A 23176-nucleotide genomic window follows, 5' to 3' on the forward strand; every position below is an offset into this window, starting at 1 on the left:
GCTTTTAGGGGAGCGTCCGCGTCGAAGTCCAACCGAAAGAGGAACGGTCGTGATCAATGCACTCGTGGTCCTGTTGGGACTGCAATTGATGGGGGAGGTCGTCGTCAATCTGTTCGGCTTGCCGATTCCGGGGCCGGTTCTGGGCGGCGGCGCGCTTGCCGTCATCCTCCTCGCCCGGGGGCGGGTCGGGGCGGAGCTGTCCTCGACGGCGCACGTCATCTTGCGCAACCTGTCGCTCCTGTTCGTCCCGGCGGCGGTCGGCGTGATCGAATATCGCGACATGTTCGTCGCCTACGGCTTGCCGCTCTTCGTGACGGTTCTCGGCTCCACGATGCTCGCGATGGCCGCGGCGGCGCTGGTTTTCCGCTGGGTCGGGCGCTGAGCGATGGGGGACGATGTCTCGCTCTTGTGGGTCTATCTGTCGGAACGTCCGCTCACCTGGCTGACGGCGACGGTGACGGCCTATGCGATCGCCGACCGGATCGCGCTGTCGGTCGGCCGGCACCCGCTCTTCAACCCGGTGGTGCTCGCCGCAATCATCGTGATCGCCGTCCTCACGCTCACCGGCACGCCCTTTCCGGTCTATTTCGAGGGCGCCCAGTTCGTGCACTTCATGCTCGGACCGGCGACGGTGGCGCTCGCCATCCCGCTTGTGGAGAACTGGGGAACGGTGAAGCGCGCGGCGCGGCCGATTGCGGCGGCGCTCGTCGCTGCGGCGCTGACGGCGGTCGGCTCGGCGCTGGCGCTCGGCTGGGCGTTCGGCCTGCCGCGCGACGTCCTCGTCTCGCTCGCGCCGAAATCGGTGACGACGCCGATCGCGATGGGCATCTCCGCCTCGCTCGGCGGGATCCCCGCGCTGACCGCGATCCTCGTCATAATGACGGGGGTGTGCGGGGCGATGACCGTGACGCCGCTGATGAACGCGCTCAAGATGCGCGACATGGCGGCCCGAGGCTTCGCCGCCGGCGTCGCCGCGCACGGGATCGGCACGGCGCGCGCCTTTCAGGTGGATCCGCTCGCGGGCGCCTTTGCCGGCATCGGCATGGCGCTCAACGGCGCCTTCACCGCGCTTCTCGTGCCGCTCCTCCTCGGCCTGTTCTGAGGCTCAGAAGGCGAGGCGGAGGGTTTCGAGGACGTGGAGGTGGAACGCCTCCAGCGGACCCGGCCGGACGACATCGTGCCCGTCCACCGCGTCGGAGAGGGAGAGGCCGGCGACGTTCGCATAGTGGCGCTGCTGGAGGATGCGGTCGACGACATTGGCCGCATTGAAGGCGCTGCCGAGCGTCGTCGTGGTGTCCTGCCGCTCGGCGAGGAGGGTGCGGCAGGTCGCGGCAAGCTCCGGCGGGCACTCTGCGAGCGCGCGTTCCAGCGAGGCGTTGCGCTCCGCCTCGCCATATTCGTGCACGTTCTCCGGCCCCTCTTCGGGCAGGAAGGCGTGCTCGGCATGATGGACGAGGCCGAGAAGGACCGCGGGCCAGATCGGCTCATTGCGCCAGCGCTGGATGATCCCGGCGATGACGGCGGTGGTCCAGGAATGCTCGCTCTGCCGCTCCTCGGCCTCGAAGGGATCGGCGAGATCCTCCATCGCGTCGAAGGCCGGCGCTTCGCCGACATGGTCGTCGAAGAGGCCGTCGACCTCGGGGTCGAAGGCGCGGGGCGGCGGGGGCGGGCGTTTCACCGGCTTCGGCGGTCCGACACGCTGTTGGCTCGACAGGCGGGTGACGAATTCGGGCACCGGGACGGGGGCGGTGAAGCCGTCCGCGAGGCTTTCGATCGCATCGTCGAAGGGCGGCTCCAGGGGGCCGAGCGCGCGCTCGGCGGCGCGGTGATAGATCACCCGCCGATCCTCGGCGGAGACGCCGGCCTCGGTCAGCGTCGTCCCGTCGACATTGCCGAAGGAGACATGTGCGCCCGCGACCGCGAGCTCCGTGAAGGCGACGCGTTGGGGCGAGGCCCCGGCGACGAGCGCCGCCCAGGCCCGGCGGAAGCGCGCATCGGCAAGGCTCCGGCCTTCCCACAGATCCGATCCGACCCGCTTCAGCTCCGCGACCTCGGCGAAGAACGGGGCGAGATCGGTCGGAAAGGCGGCGGCGAGATCGCCCGTTTCGTGGCGGTCGACGAGGTAGGAGCGCGCATCCCGCTCGCTCGTGCGGGCGGGGCTCTCGAAGCCGGCATCGTCAGTCATCGCGGAGCGCCCTCCCGATCGGTGTGGTCGATCACTGGACATATCACTCCATCGGCGCGAGTTCATGCCTCGCGTCGGGTTCGGTCCGGTTCATCAACGATGCATCGCATCGTTTTGGAACGTTCACCGCGACGATCGCTTTGATGCGTGGTGGAGGAGGATGACTATGGCCCGCGACGTCAGCTTGGACGATGATGAACATGGCCGCTACGCGGAGAATGTGTTCCACATTCCTTTGCAGGGCTGGAAGGAGATCATCAAGCGCACCATCAAGGCGATCTCGGAGGACAATCTCTCGCTGATCGCCGGCGGGGTGACGTTCTTCCTCCTCCTCGCGATTTTTCCGGCGCTCGCCGCCTTCGTCGCCCTCTATGGCCTTGTTTCGGACGTGTCGACGGTGCAGCAGCACCTCAACCTTCTCGCCGGCTTCGTGCCGTCCGACGGGGTGGAGCTCATCGGCGGGGAGTTGACGCGTCTTGCCTCACGCTCCAACGGGACGTTGGGATTCGGCTTCATTCTCGGTCTTCTGGTGGCGCTCTGGAGCGCCAATGCCGGCGTGAAAGCGCTCTTCGCCGCGCTCAATATCGTCTACGACGAGCGGGAAAAACGCGGCTTCATCGAGCTGACCTTGAAGTCGTTCGCGTTCACGTTGGCGGCGATCGTCGGCGCGGGCATCCTCCTCATCGTGGTCGTCGCCGCGCCGGCCTTCATGGGCCGGCTGGGCCTCAGTGTTCAGACCGAGCTTTGGGTCTCGATCCTCAGATGGCCGATCCTGTTGTTTGCCGTGTTCGGCGGCATCGGCCTCCTCTTCAAGTTCGGTGCCTCGCGCCAGCCGCCCCGCTGGCGTTGGATCTCGTGGGGAACGCTGTTGACGGCGGTGCTGTGGGTCGGCGTGTCGGCCGGATTCTCGTTCTACCTCTCAAATTTCGCCAATTATGATGCCACATACGGAACGTTGGGTGCCGTCATCGGCTTCATGATGTGGCTCTATATTTCGCTGTTCGTGATGCTTGCGGGTGCGGAGCTCAATGCGGAGATCGAGCACCAGGTCGCGATCGACACGACGTCGGGGCCGTACAAGCCGATGGGGATGCGCGACGCGATCAAGGCAGATTATCTGCCCGAACAATAAGGTAATGTTAGCACTCGTCTTGAGTGGCTGCTACAACATCTGAAGGAAACGGTGGGGCGATATCCGATTTTGGCTTGTCTCTTGCATATTGAGTGGCACACTTCACAGGATTGCTTTGTGGAGATTGGGTATGGTCACTGCGCTCGAACGTCAGCTCGCCGGATTCAGCCTCACCACGGCGGAGATCTTCTATCGCCTGCCGGATCATCCGGCGATCCTTCAGTCCTATGTCTGGCAGGACTATGATCAAGCGCCGGACTTCCCCGTCCTCGAATCATTCCTCGACTTCTGGAACCGCGAGATCGAAGGGCCGTTGCATTCGGTCAACGTCTCCTGTCGCCGGCTCATCTCTCCCGGTTACTATCGGACCGTGCGATACGAGCACTTCCACTAGGACGCGCCGAGCCATCGGCGCCGCGCCGGGACGGTCCGTCCGGCTCTCGCGGGCGGACCGCCACCGGGCTGCGTCCATGTTGCGCGCGAGACTGGCGCCTTGTCGGACCTTACGTTATCCGAGCCGGGCCGATGTCTGCCGAGGTGTGGACGCGGGCCGGCGCGTCTGTCTGTCTTCAGCGAAAGGCCATCCATGAATCCGCTGTATCGAGAGCACCCGACCATGTTCGCCGACGAGCCGGGGCGCTTCATCCTCGCGTGCCTGCTCGTTCCCGTCGGCATCGGCATCGTCTGGCTCATCGCCTGGTACATCACCAACCGGTCGACCTTGGTGACGGTCGACGAGGAGCGCGTCACCTTGCGCCGCGGCATCTTCAGCAAAGAGAGCATCGAGGTGCAGATGCCGTCGATCCGAACGGTTCGCGTCGATCAGACGTTCGTTGATCGAATCTTCAATTGCGGCATTTTGAAAATCTACACCGCCGGCGACGACCCGGACCTCGTCCAGGGTGGTCTGCCGGATCCCGACCGCCTGCGTGCCGCCTTGCGCTCCGCACGAGCCGAGTGATCGCTCGCTCGTTCAAAGAGGCCAGAATTTCATGACCGACGTCCCTTCGATCAAGCCCCGCTACCAGGAACATCCCCGCATGTTCGCCGACGAGCCGGGGCGGTTTCTGCTCGCTTGCCTGCTGATCCCCGTCGGCATCGGAATCGTGTGGCTCATCGTCTGGTACATCAAGACGCGGTGCACGCTGCTCACCGTCGGCGACGAGCGCGTGCTCCTATCGCGCGGCGTGTTCAACAAGGAGCGGCTCGAGATCGAGCTGGAATCGATCCGCACCGTTCAGATCGATCAGACGTTCGTCGACCGCATTTTCAATTGCGGCATTCTCAAGATCTTTACGGCTGGTGACAAACCGGAGCTCATGCAAAAAGGAATGCCGGATCCAGAACGGCTCCGCAGCGCACTGAGGACCTGACCCACGCCATGAACGCCAACGAGATGGGCCGACGCGCCAGCCGGCTCGACATCTTCATCGCCCGTATGGAAGCGCAAAAAGCCTTCATCGAAATGGTCGCGGGCATGATCGACGGCGTTGAGGGACCGATCTTCGAGCTGGGGCTCGGCAATGGGCGAACCTTCGACCATCTGCGCGAGATCCTTCCGGGCCGGGAGATCTTCGTGTTCGACCGGTCGGTGACGGCGCATCCCGCCTCGATCCCGGACGGCGATCACATGATCATCGGCGAAATCCGCGATACGTTGGCGTTCTGCGCGCCGCGGGTCGGGTGCAAGGCGGCGCTCATCCATTGCGATCTCGGCACCGGCGATCCGACGGCGGACCTTGCGAAGGCCGCCTGGCTCGCCCCGCTGATCAAGGAGCATGTCGCGCCCGGCGGTTATGTCGCGACCGGGATCGCGCTCGATATGGACGGGTTCGAGGAGATCCCACGGTCGGAAGCGGCCGAGCTCGGCCGTTACTGGCTCTACCACAAGCCCAAATGACGACGCCCGCTTGTCCGGCGGAGCACGCCAGGTGAGCCGTCTCGACAGCTTCATTCGCCGCATGAAGGCGCAGCGCCTGCTCCTCGATGCGGCGGCCGAGCGGATCGAGACGCTCGACGGGCCGATCGTCGACCTTGGGCTCGGCGCCGGGCGCACCTATGATCATCTGCGCACACGCTTTCCGGCGCGTGAGGTCTTCGCGTTCGACAATTTCGTGCAGGCGGCCGTCGGATATCTGCCGGACGCCGAGCACATGGTCATCGGCGAGATCCGCGAGACGCTTCCGGTGTCGCTGCCGCGCCTCAAGGCGCGCGCGGCGCTGGTGCACAACGATCTCGGTTCGGCCGATGCGGTCGGCAACAATGCGATCGCCCACTGGCTCGCCCCGGCGATCGAGGCGATCGCACGGCCGGACGCGATCATTATCACGAGCTTCCCGCTGCCGTTTGCAAAACAGGTCGCTTTGCCACTCCCCACGGGAATTAATCCTGGCCGATACCATATCCTTCAGCTTACGGTTTGACGGTGGGGCCCGCGCGTGGCAAACGCCGCGCGTCCATTGAGAGGGGACCCGATTGGCTTCACGTGCCTTCTTCCGTTGCCGAGACTGCGGCGAACCGGTTGTGGCCGGTGCATATCGTTGCCCGGTCTGCGGCATTGATTTCCCGACGGGAACCCCCGGTGCGCCCCACGCCCCGGACTCGCCGGCTGCCATCGATCCAACCGCCCCGCGCGCCCGTGAGCGCAAGGCGGAGGGCGAGGCGGTGGAGCCGCGGGTCGAGGATCTCGCCGCCCAGCTCGGCAGCGCGCTCGACGATGAGCTGCGCGTCGTCCCCCGTCAGGAGGACGAGCCCCGCACGCTGGAGCCCCGCGCGCCGGAGCCCCGCGCGCCCGAGCCGCGTACGCCTGAGGTCCGGCGAGAGCCCGCCTTCGGCGCCCCGCAGGACGAAACGCCGGCCGACGAGGCCGACGCGACCGACGAGGCTGAGGCGGCCGAGGACGAGCCGCACGAGACCGACGAGGGCACCGCGGCCGACGAGGCTACGCTCGGCGCGCCGAGCCCGCGTGTCGGCGGCCGTCGCCGCCACAACAAGGGTGAGGTGGGCAATGGCGATCTCGCCGTCGCGCCGGGACGGGAGCGGGCCGGCCCCGCCCGCGAAACGGCGACCCCGCCGCGCGGTCGCCGCGTGGTGGTGGCGGAACGGCGAGAGACCTCCTCGTCGCGCGAGCTGACCACCCGGCCGCGTCGATCCAAGGCGAAGAGCCTCACGAGCACGGCAATCTTCGCGCTGATCCTCATCGTCGTGGTGGGGGGCGTCGCTTGGTGGCTCGACCGGACGGGAGTGGCCAATTTCGGCCTCCGCGAACGGATCGCCAGCACCGTCGGCGGCGGCCAGTCGCGGCTCGAGGTCCTCGCGGGCGACGGCTGGGTGAACGTGCCGCAGAGCACCGGCACGGTGGTGGTGAGCGCCGATGGCCCTTACCGCGTCCGCCTCAACGGGGAGGTCTTCTCCCTCGGCAGCGGCGAGGCGCTCCAGGTGCCGATGGGCGAAACGACGCAGCTCTCGGTCCGCGCCGTTCGTGCGCCGACAGTGGCGCGCGTCGCCCCGCTGCCCTGAGCTACGGCGCGCGCTCCGTTCACACGGGCGCGCGTATCGCTTCCATTCATCGGGAAAGATCGCCCGCGCTCGGTGAGTGCGGGCTTTTGTTTGCGCCGGACGATCAGTCCGGCGTCACGCACAGGCCGTTGCCCGAACCGTCGCAGGTGGGCAGCGTCTCGGAGCGGTCGAGCGCATCGTTGAGGCGCGCGATCAGCGCATCGGACGAGATCGGCAGCGCGAAGCGCTCGTCACGTGCGAAATCGTCGACCGCCGCCTGCACCGTCGCTTCGTTGGTCGTCTCGCTCGAGGCGAGATAATCGAGATCGCGGAGCGCGTTGACGATGGTGTCGTTGCCGGCGAAGGCGTCCTCGGCATCATCCTCGCGTTCGCCGACGACACGCGCGGTTTCGCTTTGCGACGGCGAGGCCGGCGGCGTCGAGGGGGTCAGCGTGGTGACGTCGTCCTCCGCCTCGTCGGCCTCCGCCGCGGCCGTGGACGGATCGACGAGCGTCACGCCCGGCGTCGGCGGCACCGTGCGTTCGGCGGGGGCCGGCGGCGTGGTGCTGTCTTCGGCCGGCTGTTCGCCGACGGCGAGCACGCGGCGCACCCCGTCGAGGTTGGCCGGTCGCGATTCGGTCGGCGCGGGCTCGCTGTTCGCCGTCGGGGCCGGCTCCCGTTCTTGTTCCGAAGGGAGGGCGCCGATCGTGGTGCCGGTCACGCCGTCTGCGACATTCTCGCCGCGCGTCGTGTCGGACGGTGAAGTGCCAGACGGCGAAGTGCCGGTCGGTGCCGACGGGGCACCGGACGCGATGTCGCTGCGCGGGGCGGGGCGGGGGATCGGCGGTGGGCCGGACGCCTCGGGGCCTTGTTCCGGCTCGTCGGCATAGAGTGGCTGGTCGGTATATTCGCGCGTCGTCGGCTGCGGGTCGACCTGGATATAGCCGCCATCAGGCGTCGCCACGGCGTTGGGCGGACGCTGGTTATTGTTGTTGTTGCCGAGGCCGCGAAGGTCGAGCGGTTCGCCTTGGGCGAGGACGATTTCCGGTTCGACGATCACCCAGGCCTGACCGTTGCCCCGGCGGCAGCGATACCCGTCGACCGCCGTGGAGCCGCGCGAGCCGGCGACATCGATGCGATAGCCTCGACAGGGCTGGCCGCCTTGGCGCACGACGGGCCGGTAGGTCCGCACCATCACCTGCCGTCCGGTGGGCAGCGAAAAGCGGCTGATTTCGTTCGGAGCGGCATAGTCGAGAATGGTGGACAGCCGGGCCTCGATGGCCCGGCGTTCGGCCGGACTGACGGGAAGGGCGCTCTGATAGCTCTGGGCGTAGCCCGTGCCGGCGCAAAGGCTGGCTGCGACGATCAGCGCAACGCGCTTCATGGGATCCTCCGAACTCGGCGGCGGGGGAGGCGACGCGCCTCACCCAACACCGCCCTATCGACGCGGACGCGCATCGCGTCATCTCGATCGAATCTAATCGGCAAAGATGAGCGAGCGCTGAACCCATCGAGATTACCCCCTTTAGGCTGGGGATTCGAGCGCCGCGGCTCAATAGCCGCGGCCGCGCTCCACGACATTGCGAAGCGCTTCGCCCCGCTCGAACGCTTCGATCTGTCCGAGAACGTAGGCCGCCGTCGCGTTCACCTCGCTGATCGCCGCGACATGCGGCGTGATGACGAGGTTCGGCGCGGACCAGATCGGGTCGTCCTTCGGCAGCGGTTCGGTGTTGAAGACGTCGAGGCTCGCGCCCTTCAGCGTGCCGTCTTTCAGCGCGGCGAGGATGTCGGCCTCCGTCTGCAGCCCGCCGCGGCCGGCATTGACGAGGATCGGCCCGCCGAGCGCCCCGTCCTGCGCGAGACCGGCGATCAACTCGGCGTCGAGGATGCCGGTGGTCTCCGCCGTCAGCGGGATGAGGGCGACGAGAATGTCGGTGACGCCGAGAAAGGCGGCGAGATTGTCCTTGCCGGCGTAAAGCGGCACGTCGGCCGCCTTGTCCGAGCGCGACCAGGCGTGGATCGAAAAGCCGAGTGAAGACAGGATTTTCGCCGCGTGCTGGGCGAGAACGCCATAGCCCATCATCCCGACGCGCACATCGCTGGCGATCGGCTGAGGGCGTTCGCGCCATTCGCCGCGGCGCTGCTGCTCCAGATATTGCAGGGTCTGGCGGTGATGGAGGAGGACCTGGAGCGTCACCCATTCGGCCATCCGCTCGGTCATGTCGTCCTCGACGAGGCGCACGACCGGAACATCGGGAAGGGAGGGGCTCTTCAGGATGCCGTCGACACCGGCGCCGAGATTGAACACCACTTCGAGGTTCGGCAGCCCGGCGAACGCCTCACCCGGCGGATTCCAAGCGATGACATAGCGGATATCGGCGGGATCGAACGCGTCTTCGCCGAAAATGTGAAAGGTCCGCTCGGGTGCTGCAGCGCGGAATTTCGTGGACCACTTGTCCACGCTCCGGGCCTGCGTCGCGATAAGGGCCGCCATCGATGCTCCACCAAATTTCATGATTCACGGGCGAACCTAAAGCGCCGATCCCCGAGAGGGAAGGCGCTGCGAGGGGCCTTGCGCGCCCCTTATTGTTGTATTTTCGTGGTGATGGTGCCGCGGCGCAGCATCGGAGCGTCGACGCGGCGATGATCGGCGTTGACCGGACCCCGCGCAGATCATATTTCGCTTCCTATGGCGACACGTCCCATTCTCATTCTTCCCGAACCGATCTTGCGCAAGGTGGCGGTGCCCATCGCCACGATCGACGAGCGTGTCAAAACGCTCGCCAAGGACATGCTCGAGACGATGTACGACGCCCCCGGCGTCGGCCTCGCCGCGCCCCAGATCGGGGTCGGCGAGCGGATCATCGTCGTCGATCCGGTGACGGAGGATGAGGAGGAGCCGCGCCCGATGGTCCTCGTCAATCCCGAGGTGATCGCCGCGTCTGAGGAGACGAAAGTCTGGGAAGAGGGCTGCCTGTCGATCCCGGACTATACTGAGGACGTGATCCGTCCCGCGTGCGTCACCGTCGCCTATCTCGATCTCGACGGGAATCGGCGGGAGGTGGAGGCCGACGGGCTTCTCGCCGTCGTTCTCCAGCACGAGATCGACCACCTCAACGGCGTCCTCTTCATCGACTATCTGTCCCGCCTGAAGCGTGAGCGGGTGACGAAGCGCTTCACCAAGCAGGCCCGTCAGGCGACCGTCTAAGGCGCTTCGCATCGCGGCCCCGGTTCAAACGACGACGATGATGCGCTAGACGACGTCCCTGTGCGGGCCGTTGCTCCCGCTCCGTCGCCGAACCGAACCGCCAGAGGATACGCCACGTGGCCCGCTCGCCGAGACCCGTTTTTCGCGGTGACGCGCAATGATGCGCGTCGTCTTCATGGGGACGCCGCCCTTCGCCGTGCCGACGCTGATGGAGATCGTCGGCCAGGCGCACGAGGTGGTGGCCGTCTACACCCAGCCGCCGCGGCCCGCCGGTCGCGGCATGGGGGACAAGAAGTCCGCCGTGCACGAGGCGGCCGAGGCGCTCGGCCTTCCGGTCTTCCATCCGACCTCGCTGAAGGGACGCGCCGACGAGATCGCCGCGCTCGAGGCCGACGTCGCGGTGGTGGTGGCCTACGGGCTTCTCCTGCCGCAGGACGTTCTCGACGCACCGGAGCTCGGTTGCTTCAATCTCCACGCCTCGCTGCTCCCGCGCTGGCGCGGCGCCGCGCCGATCGCCCGCGCCATCATGGCGGGTGACGCCGAGACGGGCGTCGCCGTCATGAAGATGGAGGCGGGTCTCGATACCGGCCCCGTCGCGATGGTGGAGCGCACCCCGATCACGGCGGACGAGACGGCCGGCACGCTGACCGATCGCCTCTCGCGTCTCGGCGCCGATCTCATGGTGCGCGCACTCGGCGGTCTCGAACGCGGCGCGCTCGACCTTCAGGCGCAGCCCGAGGCGGGGGTCACCTACGCCAAAAAGATCGACAAGGCCGAGGCACGGATCGACTTCACGGCGAGCGCCGAGGCGGTGCGCAACCACATTCATGGCCTCAACCCGATGCCGGGTGCTTATGCCGAACTGTCGATCGGCGGCAAAATGGAGCGCCTCAAGGTGCTTCAGGCCGTCGTGGTGCCGCGCGAGGGGGAGGCCGCCCCCGGCACGATCCTCGATGAGGCGCTCACCGTGGCGTGCGGGACCGGCGCGGTGCGGCTTCTGCGCGTCCAGCGGGCCGGCAAGGGTCCCGTCGAGGCCGACGCCTTTGTGCGCGGCGCGCGGATCGGCGCCGGCGACCGGTTCGAGGCGGCCTGATTGCAGCGCTATAAGCTCGTCATCGAATATGACGGCCGCCCCTTCGTGGGCTGGCAGCGGCAGACGAACGGCCGTTCGGTGCAAGAAGCGCTGGAGGACGCGGCGGAGCGGCTGTGCGGGGCCCCGACGCGCGTTTATGGCGCGGGGCGGACCGATACGGGTGTCCACGCGAGCGGCCAGGTGGCGCATCTCGACTTCGAGCGCGATTGGAAGGCCGACACGGTGCGCGACGCGATGAACGCGCACATGCGGCCCGAACCCGTCGCGATCCTCTCGGCAAGCCCGGTCGGGCCCGAGTTCGACGCGCGTCACTCGGCCCGCAAGCGGCACTATCTCTACCGTATCGTGAACCGCCGGCCGCCGCTGGCGCTCGACACGATCGCCTGGCAGGTCGCCGTCCCGCTCGACCACGAGGCGATGGACGAGGCCGCGAAACGCCTTCTCGGCAAGCACGACTTCACGACCTTCCGCGCCTCTCAGTGTCAGGCGCTGAGCCCGGTGCGCACGCTTGACCGGCTCGACGTGCGCCGGATCGGCGAGATTGTGACGATCGAAGCCTCCGCCCGATCTTTCCTTCACAATCAGGTTCGGTCCATGGTGGGCTCTTTGGTGGAGGTGGGGCTCGGTCGCTGGACGGCGGACGATATGACCGCCGCCCTCGTGGCGCGTTCGCGTCCGGCCTGCGGACCGGTCGCACCGGCGACGGGACTGATTTTGACGCAAGTGGACTACGAGGACGGTTGATGGACGTGACGTTGGGGATCATCGGTGGCTCCGGGCTCTACGAATTGCCCGGCCTGCGCGGTGAATGGGAGACCATCGAAAGCCCGTGGGGCGAGCCGTCCGACCAGGTGCTGCGTGGCACGCTGGGGCCGACGCGGATCGTGTTCCTGCCGCGGCACGGGCGGGGCCACCGGGTCGACCCGACCAACATCAACTATCGCGCCAATATCGACATCATGAAGCGGGCGGGCGTCACCGACCTCGTGTCGCTGTCGGCCTGCGGCTCGCTGCGCGAGGATCTGCCGCCCGGAACGTTCGTCATCGTCGATCAGTTCATCGATCGGACCTTTGCGCGGGATAAGACCTTTTTCGGCCCCGGCTGTGTCGCGCACGTGTCGATGGCGCATCCGGTGAGCCGCGATCTCGGCGATCGGATCGAGGCGGTGGCGAAGGTGATGGGTCTGCCGCACCGCCGCGGCGGCACCTACCTCGCGATGGAGGGGCCGCAATTCTCCTCCCTCGCCGAATCGCATCTCTACCGCGCATGGGGCGCCGATGTGATCGGGATGACCAACATGCCCGAGGCCAAACTCGCGCGCGAGGCCGAGATCTCCTATGCGACGGTCGCGATGGTGACGGATTTCGATTCCTGGCACCCCGACCATGGCGAGGTCGACATCTCGCAGATCATCGAGACGATGAGCGCCAATGGCGAGGCGGCCCGCAATCTCGTCGCGACGCTCGCCGAAGGGATGCCGGCAACGCGTGAGCCGTGCTCGCGCGGGTCCGACACGGCGCTCGAATTCGCCATCATCACCGCGCCCGACAAGCGCGATCCCGCCCTCATTGCCAAACTCGATGCGGTCGCCGGCCGCGTCCTGTCGCGGAGCTGATCGATGAACGATCTCGTCCGAAACGATCTCGCCCAATATGTGCGGGCGATCCCGGACTATCCCCGCAAGGGCATCATCTTTCGCGATGTGACGACGCTGTTCTGCAACGCCAGCGGCTTCCGCCGCACGGTCGAGGCGATGGCCGGCGCGTTTCGCGAGCGCGGCATCGACATGGTCGCAGGGATCGACGCGCGCGGCTTCATCCTCGGCGGCGCGATCGCGGTGGAGCTCGGCAAGGGCTTCGTCGCGGTGCGCAAACGCGGCAAGCTGCCGGCGGAGGTCTACCGCGAGGAATATTCCCTCGAATACGGGGTCGACGAGGTCGAGATCCATGTCGACGCCGTTCCGGCCGGCTCGCGCGTCCTCCTCGTCGACGACCTGATCGCGACGGGGGGGACGGCGATGGCGGCGGTCAAGCTGATCGAGCGGGCCGGCGGCACCGTGCCCGCCGCCGCGTTCGCGATCGATCTTCCCGATCTCGGCGGCGCGAAGGGGCTGCGCGACAAGGGCGTCGACGTCTTCAGTGTGCTGTCCTTCGAGGGCGACTGAGACGCCTCAGTCGGGCGTCGCCTCACCGGGCGTCGCCTCTCGGGCCGCCGTGTCGTCTTCGACATAGATCGACGGCGCGATCTGGTCGGCATTCACCCAGCCCAGGACGCCATTATACCGCACGCGGCACCAGTCGGCCGCGTCGATCTCGGGGCTGATATCGCATCGGTCGACGGGCACGTGGCGCGCGTCGTGCGGAAGCGTGCCGAGGATCGCCCCGTCGGCCGCCGGCGCGTCGCGGATCGCGACGGTCTCGCCATCCGCCACCTCGAAGACGTCGACGATCGTGTCGACCACGAACACGCGCGCCGTCGCCGGCAGCGGCGCGGTGGGGAGAAGGATTGCGATCGCGATCACGAATGCGGCGCGGTTCATAGGCCGTGCTCCAGCATGTGGGTGTGAAGCGCGAGCGCGCTCGTCGCCGCGACATTGAGGCTGTCGAAGCCCGGCGCGATGCGGACCGCGAGCGGCTCGGCGAGCGCGATCAACTCATCCGGCAAGCCGTCCCCTTCGGTGCCGAGGAGAAAGGCGGCACGCGGCGCGAGCGGCGTTTCGCCGAGGATCTTCGTCCCCCGCGGCGTGAGGGCGTAGGGGGTGACGTTTCGCGCCGCGAGGTCGGCGAGGAGCGCCCTCGTGCTGGCCGCGCGGATCGTCGGGACGATGAGCGGCGCGCCGACGCCGACACGGATCGCCTTGCGATAGAAGGGATCGGCGGTATGGGGGTCGATCGCCACCGCCGCCGCGCCGAAGGCGGCCGCGTTGCGGTAGATCCCGCCGACATTGTCGTGGTTCGAGAGCGTGACGAGGACGGGAAGGCGGACCGGCCCCGTTTCCGGCAACAGCGCGAGGTCGGCCGACGCCGGAACATCCGCCGCGGCGAGAATGCCGCGATGGAGGTGGAAGCCGGCGATCGCGTCGAGAACCGCTTGTGGCGCGACATAAAGCGGTGTCGCCCCGCGTTCTTCCAGCACCGGCAGGCGGGCGGCGCGGCTCTCCTCCACGAGGATCGAGCGGACGGTGAGCGCCGAGCGGAGGAGGACGTTCAGCACCGAAAGCCCCTCGGCGATGAAGATGCCCTCGCGGCCGACGAGATCGCGCTCGCGCACCTCGCGAAAGACCGCGATCTCCGGCGCGTCGTGGTCGGTGATGCGGATCGGCGGGGCAGGCGGAAGCCTCACCCCGCGAGCTCCTCGCGCTTCATCTCAAGCTCCAACCAGCGTTCCTCCGCCGCCTCGCGCTCGGTCTGCTTCTCGGTGATCGCCGTCGTCAGCGCATCGAACCGCTTCGGATCCTTGGCGTAGAGGTTCGGATCGGCGAGACGCTCCGACATCTCGGCGATCTCCTTCTCGAGGGCTTCGATTTTGGCGGGAAGCGTTTCGAGATCGTGCTTCTCACGGAAGGAGAGTTTCACCTTCTTTTGCTGTGCCGGGCGTGGCGCGGCGTCCTTTTTCGGTGCCTTCTCGCGCTTTTCGTTGCCGACGGGCTCGGTCGGCGCGGCACCGCGCTGGTCGAGCATATCGCTATAGCCGCCCGGATATTCGCTCCATTTGCCGCCGCCTTCCGCGACGAGGGTCGTCGTCACGGTGCGATCCAGAAAGTCGCGATCGTGGCTGACGAGGAGGACGGTGCCGTCATAGTCGGCGATCACCTCGGCGAGGAGGTCCAGCGTTTCGAGGTCGAGATCGTTGGTCGGCTCGTCGAGAACGAGGATGTTCGATTCCATCGCGAACGCGCGGCCGAGGAGCACCCGCGCCCGCTCGCCGCCGGACAGTGCGCCGACGGGAGTGTTGAACTGCTCGGGCGTGAACAGGAAATCCTTGAGATAGCCCGCGACGTGCTTCGTCGTCTGGCCGACCGTGATCTGGTCGCTGCCCGACGGGCTGATCGCCTTGCGCAGCGACATGGTGGGATCGAGCCCCTCGCGCCGCTGGTCGAGGAGGATGGGCTTGAGGTCGACGCCGAAGCGCACCGTCCCCGCGTCCGGCTGAAGGCGGCCGAGAAGGATGTTGATGAGCGTCGTCTTGCCGACACCGTTGGGGCCGACGAAGCCGATCCGGTCGCCCCGCATCACGGTGAGCGAAAGATCCTTGACGATCGGCTTGCCGCCGAACGCCTTTTCGAGCCCCTCGGCGATGATGAGCCGCTTGCCGGACCGCTCGGCCGCGCCGATCTGCATGTCGGCGAGGCCGGTCTGCTTGCGCTGGTCTCGCCGCTCCTGGCGCAGGGCCTGGAGATTGCGCAGGCGCCCCATATTGCGCTTGCGCCGCGCCGTCACGCCATAGCGCAGCCATTCCTGTTCCTGCTCGATCTTCTTGTCGAGCCGGCGCCGCTCTTCCTCCTCGGCGGCGATGATGCCGTCGCGCCAATCCTCGAACTCGGCGAAGCCGCGCTCCATGCGCTGGGTGTGCCCGCGGTCGAGCCAGACGACGGCGGTCGACAGCGTTTCGAGAAAGCGCCGATCGTGGCTGATGAGGACGAGCGCCTTGCGCCGTTCCTCGAGGAGATTTTCAAGCCAGGCGATCGCCGCGATGTCGAGATGGTTGGTCGGCTCGTCGAGGAGGAGAACGTCGGGATCGGGGGCGAGAGCGTGCGCGAGGGCGGCGCGGCGTGTCTCACCGCCGGAGAGCTTGGTGGTCGGCGCGTCGGGGTCGAGGCCGAGGCCTTCGAGGATGATGCGGCCGGCGTGCGGATCGTCGCCGGGGCCGAGGCCGGTCTGCACGAAGGCTTCGATCGAGGCGTAGGCCGACAGGTCCGGCTCCTGGGCGAGATAGCGCACGGTCGCGCCGGGCTGCATGAAGCGCCGGCCCGAATCGGGCGCGACGATGCCCGCCGCGATCTTGAGAAGCGTCGACTTGCCCGAGCCGTTGCGGCCGACGAGCGCGATCCGCTCGCCCGCTCCGACTTGCAGCGACGCATCCTCAAGGAGGGGCGTGCCGCCGAAGGTGAGGGCGATGTCTTGCAGAGTGAGAAGTGGGGGCCTTGCCATGCCCACCGCATAGCGCGCTTTCCGGCGGCGGGGAATCACCCCTCGGCGAAGAAATTCACCATGCCGGAACGTGTGCCCGATGCCCGCGCGATCCCGGAACGCCATGGCACGCGCGCCGATGGTGTCATTTGCGAGGCGGAAAAGTGATCGATCGCCTTTGTCTTTATCGTGTTGTTAACCATGCCTCTTCACCATCCGGGATAGCGAAGAGGAGCGACGATATGGCGATCCACGGGGTGTTCATCTCACCGAAGAACAAGAACGGCGCTGCGATCGACATGATGCTGCGTCAGCGTTTCAGCGACGTTTATCGCGTCGGGGTGGAGTTCTGGCTGGTCGACACGGCGCGCGACGCCGATCAGGTCGGCGCCGTCATCCGTCCGGGCCTCGGCGAGGCGGACAAAATGTTCATCGCCGGCCTCACGCGCGACACGTTCTCGACCCTGTCGGCGGCCGCGCGCGCATGGCTCACCGCGCCGGAACGCGGCTGGCGGGAGCGGAAAGACGGCCTCGGAGCGCAGGATGCCGAGGGCACGCCGTTCGCGATCGCGGCCTGACCGCGCCGTCAATTGATGGCGTGGCTCGCAGCCACCACTGGCTTGGGTCGCGGCATTTTTATGGCCATCGGGAGGGCGCAAAAGTCGACATGCGGCAACGCGCCGAATCTCGGCCGGGCGATATAGTAGCCTTGCACGAGATCGACGCCGGCACCGATGAGATAGGCGAGCTCGTCGGCCGTCTCGACGCCTTCTCCGACGACGCGGACTCGCAACGCCTTCGCGATCATCATGATGCCGGAGAGGATGGCTTGGCGCTGGGGCGAGGTGTCGATATCGCGGACCAGTTCGCGGTCGAGCTTGATGAGATCCGGCACGAAGGCCACGAGCGTGCTGAGGCCTGAAAAGCCAGCGCCGAAATCGTCGACGGCGCTCGTGAATCCGAGCCGGCGATAATGATCGATGATGCTGCGAAGTCGGTCGAGATTGTCGATCTTCTCGTGCTCGGTGATTTCGAAGATGAGCCGGTGGATCGGGAAGCCATGCGTTTGGGCCGCGGCGAACGTGGACACGAGGCTCTCAGCGGGGGACCCGATCGAGTTCGGGTCGACATTGATCGACAGGCGCGTGTCACTGTCGCGGAATAGACGACTGGCAAGAGCGATGGCCTTGGCACGGGTCGCCTGGTCGAAGTCGCGCCGATTGTGGGGGACGAGCCGGGAAAGGATGGTGTGCGCCGGCTCCCCGTCCAAGCCCCGCACGAGGGCCTCGTAGGCGAAAATGGATCGGTTCCGTAGATCGACGATGGGTTGAAATGCAAATCCGAACCCGAATCCTAGCGCGCGCCTTTCGCCGACACTGAGATCGTTCGTGTAGGTCATGACCTATCTCGGTTGAACTATGAATTTCCAAACATGTTTGTATCCTTCGTATAAGTCTCAAAGTGGCCGCTTCGTTCCGACTTTTATCGCCGCTCTCGGGGCGAGCATCATATTTGTGCAATGAATGCGGCCGATTTCGCTCTTGCCGACGTTAAGTTCGACGCGGGGCGCTGCGTCGCTTGGCGCCGATCCCGCCGGCAAAGGCGAGGACGGCGATGATGACGATCCCCTGGACGACGTCCTGCGCGCCGGCGGGCAACCCCCAAATCTGCATCGTGGTGACGATGAGGACGAGGAGGAGTGCGCCGAACAGCGTGCCGAGCGCGGTCGAGAACCCGCCGAAGATCAGTGAGCCGCCGAGCACCACCGCGCCGACCGACTGGAGAAGATAAGGCGTTCCCATGTCGAGAAAGGCGCCGCCGACATTGGCCGAGAGGAGCGCCCCGGCGAACGCTGCCGAGACGCCGGAGATCACGAACGAGATCGTGACCGTGCGGCCGGTGCGAACGCCGGCGAGTTCGGCGGCGCGGATATTCTGGCCCGTCGCGGAGAGGGATTGGCCATAGGCGGTGGCGTTGAGAAGAAAGGCGGCGAGCGCGGCGGCGAGGATTGCGACGAGCGCGATCACCGGCAGGTCGCCGATCCGGCCCGAGGCGAGCCATTCGAGCGCCGGTGCCGTCTCGAAGCCGCGTACCTGGCGGTTCACCATCAGCGTCGCAGTGGCGAGGATATAGCCCATCGCGAGGGTCGCGATCATCGCCGCGATCTTGAGGCGAACCACCATGAACGCGTTGATGAGGCCGACCACGAGGCCGGTGAGGAGCGCCGCGCCGAGCGCGATCGGCAAATGGAGGTTCGAGCCATCGGCGAGCGTCACGGTGACGAAGGCGCTGAGCGTCACGATCCCGGCGACCGAAAGGTCGATATTACCGCGTCCGGTGGCGATCACGAACATCTGGCCGAGCGCGACGAGGGCGAGGAAAGAGGCCGAGCGCGCGACGCCGCTGATCGAATGGAGGCTGAACCGCTCCGTCGCGATCGACAGCGCGACCCAGAGGACGAGAACGCCGAGCGCCGCCCAGATCCAGCGGTGGCGCTTCGGCAAGGACAGGATACGGTTCATGTGTCCTCCCGTTCGACGAGGGCACGCAGGCCGAGAACGCTGATCATGAGAAGGCCCTGGACGGCCGCGTTGAAGTCGGTCGAAACGCCGAGCGCGCCGAGAAGGGCGCCGATGAGGGACAGCGTCACCGCGCCCGCCGCGACCCCGACCGGCGAGATGAACCCGCCCAGAAGCCGGCACCCGCCGAGGACGACCGCGGCGACCGCGAGGAGCGTGTAGCCGGAGCCGGCATTGATGTCGCTTGCCCCGTTCATCGCGGTGATGACGAGGCCGCCCGCGCCGGCGAAGGCGCCGGCGATCACATAGCGGATGATGCTGTAACGCAGCGGCGACCAGCCGGAGCGTTCGAGCGCGAGCGGGCTCGAGCCGAACCCGCGCAGCACCGTTCCGAGCCGCGAGCGGTGGAGGAGGCTCGCGATCAGCGTGAAGACGAGAATGAGGACGAGGGGCGTCGGCACTCCGGTGATCGACCATTGGGTGATCGCGCGGAGCCATTCAGGCGCCGCGCCGCCGGGCGAGGGCTGGAGCGAATAGCCGAGCCCGTACCACACGAACGAGGCGCCGAGCGTGACGACGATCGCCGGCACGGCGCGCAGGCGAATTATCCCCGCCATCAACCCATACCCGGCGAGTCCCGCGAGGAGCGCGCCGACGCCGAGAACGGGCGAGGAGACGAGGAGCGTCGCGGAGAGGACATTGACGAGGCTCGCGAACGCGCCGACGCCGAGATCGATCTCGCTCCCGCCGACGATGAACATCTGCGCGAAGGCGATCAGCGTGAGGGCGACGGCCGGACCGAGAAGAAGCTCGATGCCGAAGGCGCTCGCCACCATCGGGTTGAGCCACACGAGTGCGGCGCAGACGATGACGAGACCGACGAGCGCCGCATTGCGCAGCGCGAGCCGTGCGAGGGCGAGGCTGAGATTCCCGCGCTGGGCGCCGGCCGCGTCGCCCGCCGCCTCCCGCCCGGCGAAGGCGGTGGCGAGGACGCGTTCCTCGCTGATCTCCTCACCCGTGAGCTCGGCGGTGATGCGGCCCGCCGCCATGACGAGAACGCGGTCGCATTCGGCGAACTCCGCATCCTCCGTCGAATGCCAGATGACGAGCTTGCCGCGCCGCGCCGCCTCGCGCGCGACCTCGTAGAAGGCGCGCTTGGTGCCGATATCGACGCCCCGTGTGGGGTCTTCGAGGATGAGGATGTCGGCTTCGCTGGCGAGCGCGCGTGCGGCGAGCGCCTTTTGCTGATTGCCGCCAGACAGCTCCAGGATGTTGGAGGAAAAGCGGCTCCGGTCGAGGTCGAGCCGTTCGGCGAAGGGTTCGGCCGCCTGCCGCTCTTTGCGGGCCGACACGCGGGAGAGCGGGGCGCGCTCGGCGATCCGTCCGATCGCGATGTTGGCCGAGACCGGCCAGAGCGGGAAGACGCCTTCCCGCGCCCGGTCGCCTGATACGTAGGCGACGCGGGCGTTCCGGGTGACGTCCCGGTCATGGGCGCGGGCTCTGAAAAGGCGTTCGAGAAGCGGCTTCTGCCCGTCCCCCTCGAGGCCGGCGACGCCGACGATCTCGCCGGCATGGAGCGTGATGTCGCCGCCGAGCGGGGCGGTGAGGGCGCCGCCGATATGAGCGAGCGCTTCGCCGCGCGTTGCCGGCGGGCGGGCCGTCGCCGACACCGCGTCCTTGCCGCCCATCGCTTCGACGAGACGGGTCGGCGTCACCTCCACGGCCGGCGCGTCCATCACCGCGCGTCCGTTGCGCATCACGAAGACGCGGCTTGCGATATCGAGAACCTCGCCGAGCTTGTGGCTGATGAAGATGACCGCGAGCCCTTCGGCGGAGCGGGCGCGCACGAAGTCGCGGAGCTGACGGCTGCGCACGGCATCGAGCGAGGAGGTCGGCTCGTCGAGGATGAGGAGAGAGAGGCCGGGGGCCGTCGCGGCGCGGGCGATCTCGACCATCTGGCGCTGCCCGATCGGCAAATCGCCGACCGCGCGGTCGACGCCGATCTCGGCGCCTGGAAACACCGCATCGAGGCTTTCGCGCGCGAGGCGGCGGAAGGGCCGGCGCCAGCCGAGGGCGCTCGCGCCGACATCGGGCCGCTCGACGAACATATTCTCCGCCACGGTGAGATTGGCGCAGAGCGACAGCTCCTGCCACACGATGCGCACGCCCCTCACGTGCGCCTCGCTCGGCCCGTATCGGTCGAAGTCGACGGGCGCGTCGGCGACCGACAGCGTTCCCGTCTCCGGCGTCGCCGCGCCGCACAGGACGCGCATCAGCGTCGACTTGCCGGCGCCGTTCGCGCCGACGAGACCGATCACCTCACCCGGCCGGATGACGAGGGAGAGCCCGTCGACGGCGACCGTCGGCCCATAGGTCACCCGCGCATCGCTCAGCGAGACGACGGCGGGCTTTGGCGATTGCGCGGCGGCCGGTTCGGCCTGCCGCGACATGTTGAGGACTTCACCCATGGCGGCGTCGAGCGCGGCGCGGTCAGTCGGCCGGGGCGTCGAGGAGCTTCTCGTTCACCCATTCCTGCGTGTAGGTCGGGCTCACGATGCGGCCTTGGGGCATGTCGGCATATTCGTCGAGATTGGCCTCTTCGACGACGGCGACGGGCATCGTCATCTCCTTCGGCACCTCTTTGCCGTCGGCGAGGGCGAGGGCGACCCAGAAGGCGGCGCCGCCGATGCCGGGCGTCGTGTTCATCGAGGTCGTCGTGTAGCCGTGCGCCTTGTGCTGGGCGGCCCACCAGCGGATGAAGTCGGCGCTGCCGCCGCCCTCGATCACCGGCATATGGCCTTCATATTCGCCGCCATATTGCTCGAACGCCTGGGCGATCCCGTAATCGTCGCTGCCGCCTTGGCCGAGAACGGCGTCGATCTTCGGAAGGCTCGGCAGGACGTTGGCGATCGCGGCCTGGGCGACGGGCGCCGTCGCCTGGCCATAGACGGTGGCGGCGATATTGACGTCGGGATGCTGCTTGAGAACGGCCATCTGCGCGGCGTTCATCTGTTCGTCCGGCCCGGAGCCTTTGACGCCGCGCACGACGATCACATTGCCCTTGTCGCCGATGAGCTTCAGCGTCGCTTCGGCCTGCTCGGTTTTGTAGGCGGTGAAGTCGAAGCCGAGCGTGTGGGCGCAGTCGGCGGTGAGGAGGCTGTCGAACGCGATCACCGCGATCCCGGCCGAGCACGCCTTCGAGATGATGTCGTTGAGCGCGGTCTCCGAGGCGGCGTTGATCGCGATGGCGTCGACGCCGCGCAGGATGAGATCGGCAATCTGGCTCTGCTGCTGCGGGACGCTGCCGTCGCCATTCAGCACCACGAAGTTGGAGATCAGCCCTTCGGACTTCGCCTGTTCGGCCGCCGCGGTGAAGGAATCCACCATCTGGCGGCGCCAGTCATTGCCATAGAAGGAGTTGCTGAGGGCGATCACCGGCGCGTCCGCCGCAAGGGCGGGAAGGGCGGTCGGTCCGGCGAGAGCGGTCGTCGCCACGAGGGCAGCCAGCACGGTGCGTGCGCAGTTCATAAAATTCCTCCCAATGAAATATCGTCTTTTTTCGCGGGTAACTTCGGCGCTCCCGCGTTTTGCCCAGTCGACCTGGGTCGAGCTAATGATTATACCAGTGTAACAGGCCGGTCAATTTCGACATCTGGTTTTGGAGGCGGCGTGAAGGAGCGCGCGATGATGGAAGGCACGCCCATCCAACGGCGAAAGCTGTCGGACGACGTATTCGATCGTGTCCTCGACATGATCAAGGACGGGACATTGAAACCGGGGGATTCGCTGCCCTCGGAGCGGAGCTTGATGGAAAGTCTCGGGGTCGGGCGGCCCGCGGTCCGCGAGGCGCTGCAGGCGCTCGCGCGGATGGGGCTGATCGAGATCAAGCACGGCGAACGGGCGCGGGTGAGCGAGCCGTCCTTCGGCCACATGGTCGAGCAGATCGGCGAGACGATGCGCCATCTCCTCGTGCATTCGCCCGCCGATCTCGAGCATCTCAAGGAGGCGCGGGCGACGCTCGAACGCGAGATCGCCAGAATTGCGGCGCGCAAGCGCACTGAATCCGACATGCGCCGGCTGTGGTCGCTGATCGATCAACAAGAGAGCGCCTCGCGCGAGCCGGCGCGCTTTCGTGCGCTCGACGGGCTGTTCCACCGCGAGATCGCCTCGATCAGCGGCAATCCGATCTGGCCGGCCGTGTCGGAGGCGGTGTTCGGCTGGCTCAACCATTTCCACGTCGATCTCGTCGCCGTTCCGGGCCTCGAACAACTCACCATCGCCGAGCACCGTCAGATCGCCGACGCGATCGAGCGGCGCGACCCGGAGGCGGCGGGGCAGGCGATGGCCGACCATCTCAACCGCGCCAACGAGCTCTACCGCAGGGCGCATCTGCCCCAAGGCTGACCCTGCA

General features: G+C 67.4%; 26 protein-coding genes. 16 read left to right on the forward strand and 10 right to left on the reverse strand.

The window, feature by feature from the left end; genetic code table 11:
* Positions 1–49 precede the first annotated feature (49 nt).
* Both L1787_RS24170 and L1787_RS24175 read left to right on the forward strand, forming a co-directional pair.
* Positions 50–382, forward strand: a complete 333-nt coding sequence (locus L1787_RS24170; protein WP_235711662.1) for a CidA/LrgA family protein — start codon at positions 50–52, stop codon at positions 380–382.
* A 3-nt stretch (positions 383–385) separates the two neighbouring features.
* Positions 386–1102 (forward strand): LrgB family protein, encoded by a 717-nt coding sequence (locus L1787_RS24175; protein ID WP_235711663.1) that lies wholly within the window; start codon positions 386–388, stop codon positions 1100–1102.
* 3 nt (positions 1103–1105) lie between these two features.
* Here L1787_RS24175 and L1787_RS24180 read toward each other — a convergent pair whose 3' ends face one another.
* Positions 1106–2185 (reverse strand): hypothetical protein, encoded by a 1080-nt coding sequence (locus L1787_RS24180; protein WP_235711664.1) that lies wholly within the window; start codon positions 2183–2185, stop codon positions 1106–1108.
* A gap of 166 nt (positions 2186–2351) precedes the next feature.
* On the opposite strand from L1787_RS24180, the gene L1787_RS24185 reads away from it, so the two are divergent.
* The 7 genes from L1787_RS24185 to L1787_RS24215 all read left to right on the forward strand — a co-directional run bounded on the left by L1787_RS24185 (position 2352) and on the right by L1787_RS24215 (position 6836).
* Positions 2352–3317: a YihY/virulence factor BrkB family protein gene (locus L1787_RS24185; RefSeq protein WP_235711665.1), complete on the forward strand. Its 966-nt coding sequence runs from the start codon at positions 2352–2354 to the stop codon at positions 3315–3317.
* A 130-nt stretch (positions 3318–3447) separates the two neighbouring features.
* Positions 3448–3711, forward strand: coding sequence for an usg protein (locus L1787_RS24190; protein WP_235711666.1), 264 nt, complete (start codon positions 3448–3450; stop codon positions 3709–3711).
* A gap of 192 nt (positions 3712–3903) precedes the next feature.
* Positions 3904–4278, forward strand: a complete 375-nt coding sequence (locus tag L1787_RS24195) for a PH domain-containing protein (RefSeq protein ID WP_235711667.1) — start codon at positions 3904–3906, stop codon at positions 4276–4278.
* 31 nt (positions 4279–4309) lie between these two features.
* Positions 4310–4690 carry a PH domain-containing protein gene (locus L1787_RS24200; RefSeq protein ID WP_235711668.1) on the forward strand — a complete coding sequence of 127 codons (381 nt, stop codon included), beginning with the start codon at positions 4310–4312 and terminating at the stop codon, positions 4688–4690.
* An 8-nt stretch (positions 4691–4698) separates the two neighbouring features.
* On the forward strand, positions 4699–5217 hold the full coding sequence (locus tag L1787_RS24205; RefSeq protein WP_235711669.1) for a class I SAM-dependent methyltransferase: 519 nt from the start codon (positions 4699–4701) through the stop codon (positions 5215–5217).
* Between the two features lie 31 nt (positions 5218–5248).
* Complete coding sequence (locus tag L1787_RS24210; RefSeq protein ID WP_235711670.1) at positions 5249–5740, forward strand: class I SAM-dependent methyltransferase; 492 nt, start codon at positions 5249–5251, stop codon at positions 5738–5740.
* A gap of 241 nt (positions 5741–5981) precedes the next feature.
* Complete coding sequence (locus L1787_RS24215; protein ID WP_235711671.1) at positions 5982–6836, forward strand: hypothetical protein; 855 nt, start codon at positions 5982–5984, stop codon at positions 6834–6836.
* A gap of 103 nt (positions 6837–6939) precedes the next feature.
* Here L1787_RS24215 and L1787_RS24220 read toward each other — a convergent pair whose 3' ends face one another.
* Together L1787_RS24220 and L1787_RS24225 are read right to left on the reverse strand one after the other, a co-directional pair.
* On the reverse strand, positions 6940–8199 hold the full coding sequence (locus L1787_RS24220) for a hypothetical protein (RefSeq protein ID WP_235711672.1): 1260 nt from the start codon (positions 8197–8199) through the stop codon (positions 6940–6942).
* Positions 8200–8367: 168 nt separating this feature from the next.
* Positions 8368–9309, reverse strand: a complete 942-nt coding sequence (locus L1787_RS24225; RefSeq protein ID WP_235711673.1) for a 2-hydroxyacid dehydrogenase — start codon at positions 9307–9309, stop codon at positions 8368–8370.
* 195 nt (positions 9310–9504) lie between these two features.
* On the opposite strand from L1787_RS24225, the gene def reads away from it, so the two are divergent.
* The 5 genes from def to L1787_RS24250 all read left to right on the forward strand — a co-directional run bounded on the left by def (position 9505) and on the right by L1787_RS24250 (position 13281).
* Complete coding sequence (gene def, locus L1787_RS24230; protein WP_235711674.1) at positions 9505–10023, forward strand: peptide deformylase; 519 nt, start codon at positions 9505–9507, stop codon at positions 10021–10023.
* Positions 10024–10183: 160 nt separating this feature from the next.
* The gene (gene fmt / locus L1787_RS24235) at positions 10184–11116 is read left to right on the forward strand and encodes a methionyl-tRNA formyltransferase (protein ID WP_235711948.1); all 933 of its coding nucleotides are present in this window, start codon (positions 10184–10186) and stop codon (positions 11114–11116) included.
* Positions 11117–11860 carry a tRNA pseudouridine(38-40) synthase TruA gene (gene truA / locus L1787_RS24240; protein WP_235711675.1) on the forward strand — a complete coding sequence of 248 codons (744 nt, stop codon included), beginning with the start codon at positions 11117–11119 and terminating at the stop codon, positions 11858–11860. It begins immediately after the preceding gene.
* A complete protein-coding gene (locus L1787_RS24245; RefSeq protein ID WP_235711676.1) occupies positions 11860–12732 on the forward strand; it encodes an S-methyl-5'-thioadenosine phosphorylase in 873 nt (290 codons plus the stop codon). Before truA ends, L1787_RS24245 begins: the two co-directional genes overlap by 1 nt.
* A gap of 3 nt (positions 12733–12735) precedes the next feature.
* Positions 12736–13281 (forward strand): adenine phosphoribosyltransferase, encoded by a 546-nt coding sequence (locus L1787_RS24250; protein WP_235711677.1) that lies wholly within the window; start codon positions 12736–12738, stop codon positions 13279–13281.
* 6 nt (positions 13282–13287) lie between these two features.
* Here L1787_RS24250 and L1787_RS24255 read toward each other — a convergent pair whose 3' ends face one another.
* From L1787_RS24255 to L1787_RS24265, 3 genes are read right to left on the reverse strand one after another with little or no spacing between them, the layout of a single operon-like run.
* Positions 13288–13656 (reverse strand): SH3 domain-containing protein, encoded by a 369-nt coding sequence (locus tag L1787_RS24255; RefSeq protein WP_235711678.1) that lies wholly within the window; start codon positions 13654–13656, stop codon positions 13288–13290.
* Positions 13653–14459 carry a TrmH family RNA methyltransferase gene (locus L1787_RS26175; RefSeq protein WP_235711679.1) on the reverse strand — a complete coding sequence of 269 codons (807 nt, stop codon included), beginning with the start codon at positions 14457–14459 and terminating at the stop codon, positions 13653–13655. The genes L1787_RS24255 and L1787_RS26175 overlap by 4 nt, the downstream gene beginning before the upstream one ends.
* Positions 14456–16267 (reverse strand): ATP-binding cassette domain-containing protein, encoded by a 1812-nt coding sequence (locus tag L1787_RS24265; RefSeq protein ID WP_235711680.1) that lies wholly within the window; start codon positions 16265–16267, stop codon positions 14456–14458. The genes L1787_RS26175 and L1787_RS24265 overlap by 4 nt, the downstream gene beginning before the upstream one ends.
* Before the next feature lie 221 nt (positions 16268–16488).
* Between L1787_RS24265 and L1787_RS24270 the strand changes: the two genes are divergently transcribed.
* Positions 16489–16824, forward strand: a complete 336-nt coding sequence (locus tag L1787_RS24270) for a hypothetical protein (protein ID WP_235711681.1) — start codon at positions 16489–16491, stop codon at positions 16822–16824.
* Between the two features lie 8 nt (positions 16825–16832).
* On the opposite strand, the gene L1787_RS24275 is transcribed toward L1787_RS24270, so the two are convergent.
* The 4 genes from L1787_RS24275 to L1787_RS24290 all read right to left on the reverse strand — a co-directional run bounded on the left by L1787_RS24275 (position 16833) and on the right by L1787_RS24290 (position 22293).
* On the reverse strand, positions 16833–17645 hold the full coding sequence (locus L1787_RS24275) for an EAL domain-containing protein (RefSeq protein ID WP_235711682.1): 813 nt from the start codon (positions 17643–17645) through the stop codon (positions 16833–16835).
* A gap of 151 nt (positions 17646–17796) precedes the next feature.
* Positions 17797–18768 carry an ABC transporter permease gene (locus L1787_RS24280; protein WP_235711683.1) on the reverse strand — a complete coding sequence of 324 codons (972 nt, stop codon included), beginning with the start codon at positions 18766–18768 and terminating at the stop codon, positions 17797–17799.
* Positions 18765–21233, reverse strand: a complete 2469-nt coding sequence (locus L1787_RS24285; RefSeq protein ID WP_235711684.1) for an ATP-binding cassette domain-containing protein — start codon at positions 21231–21233, stop codon at positions 18765–18767. Before L1787_RS24285 ends, L1787_RS24280 begins: the two co-directional genes overlap by 4 nt.
* 22 nt (positions 21234–21255) lie before the next feature.
* Positions 21256–22293, reverse strand: coding sequence for an ABC transporter substrate-binding protein (locus tag L1787_RS24290; RefSeq protein ID WP_235711685.1), 1038 nt, complete (start codon positions 22291–22293; stop codon positions 21256–21258).
* A 156-nt stretch (positions 22294–22449) separates the two neighbouring features.
* Here L1787_RS24290 and nanR point away from each other — a divergent pair, with 156 nt between their 5' ends.
* Positions 22450–23169, forward strand: coding sequence for a transcriptional regulator NanR (nanR, locus tag L1787_RS24295; protein ID WP_235711686.1), 720 nt, complete (start codon positions 22450–22452; stop codon positions 23167–23169).
* Positions 23170–23176: the final 7 nt, after the last annotated feature.

Source organism: Acuticoccus kalidii, assembly GCF_021556395.1.
Taxonomy (GTDB): Bacteria; Pseudomonadota; Alphaproteobacteria; order Rhizobiales; family Amorphaceae; genus Acuticoccus; species Acuticoccus kalidii.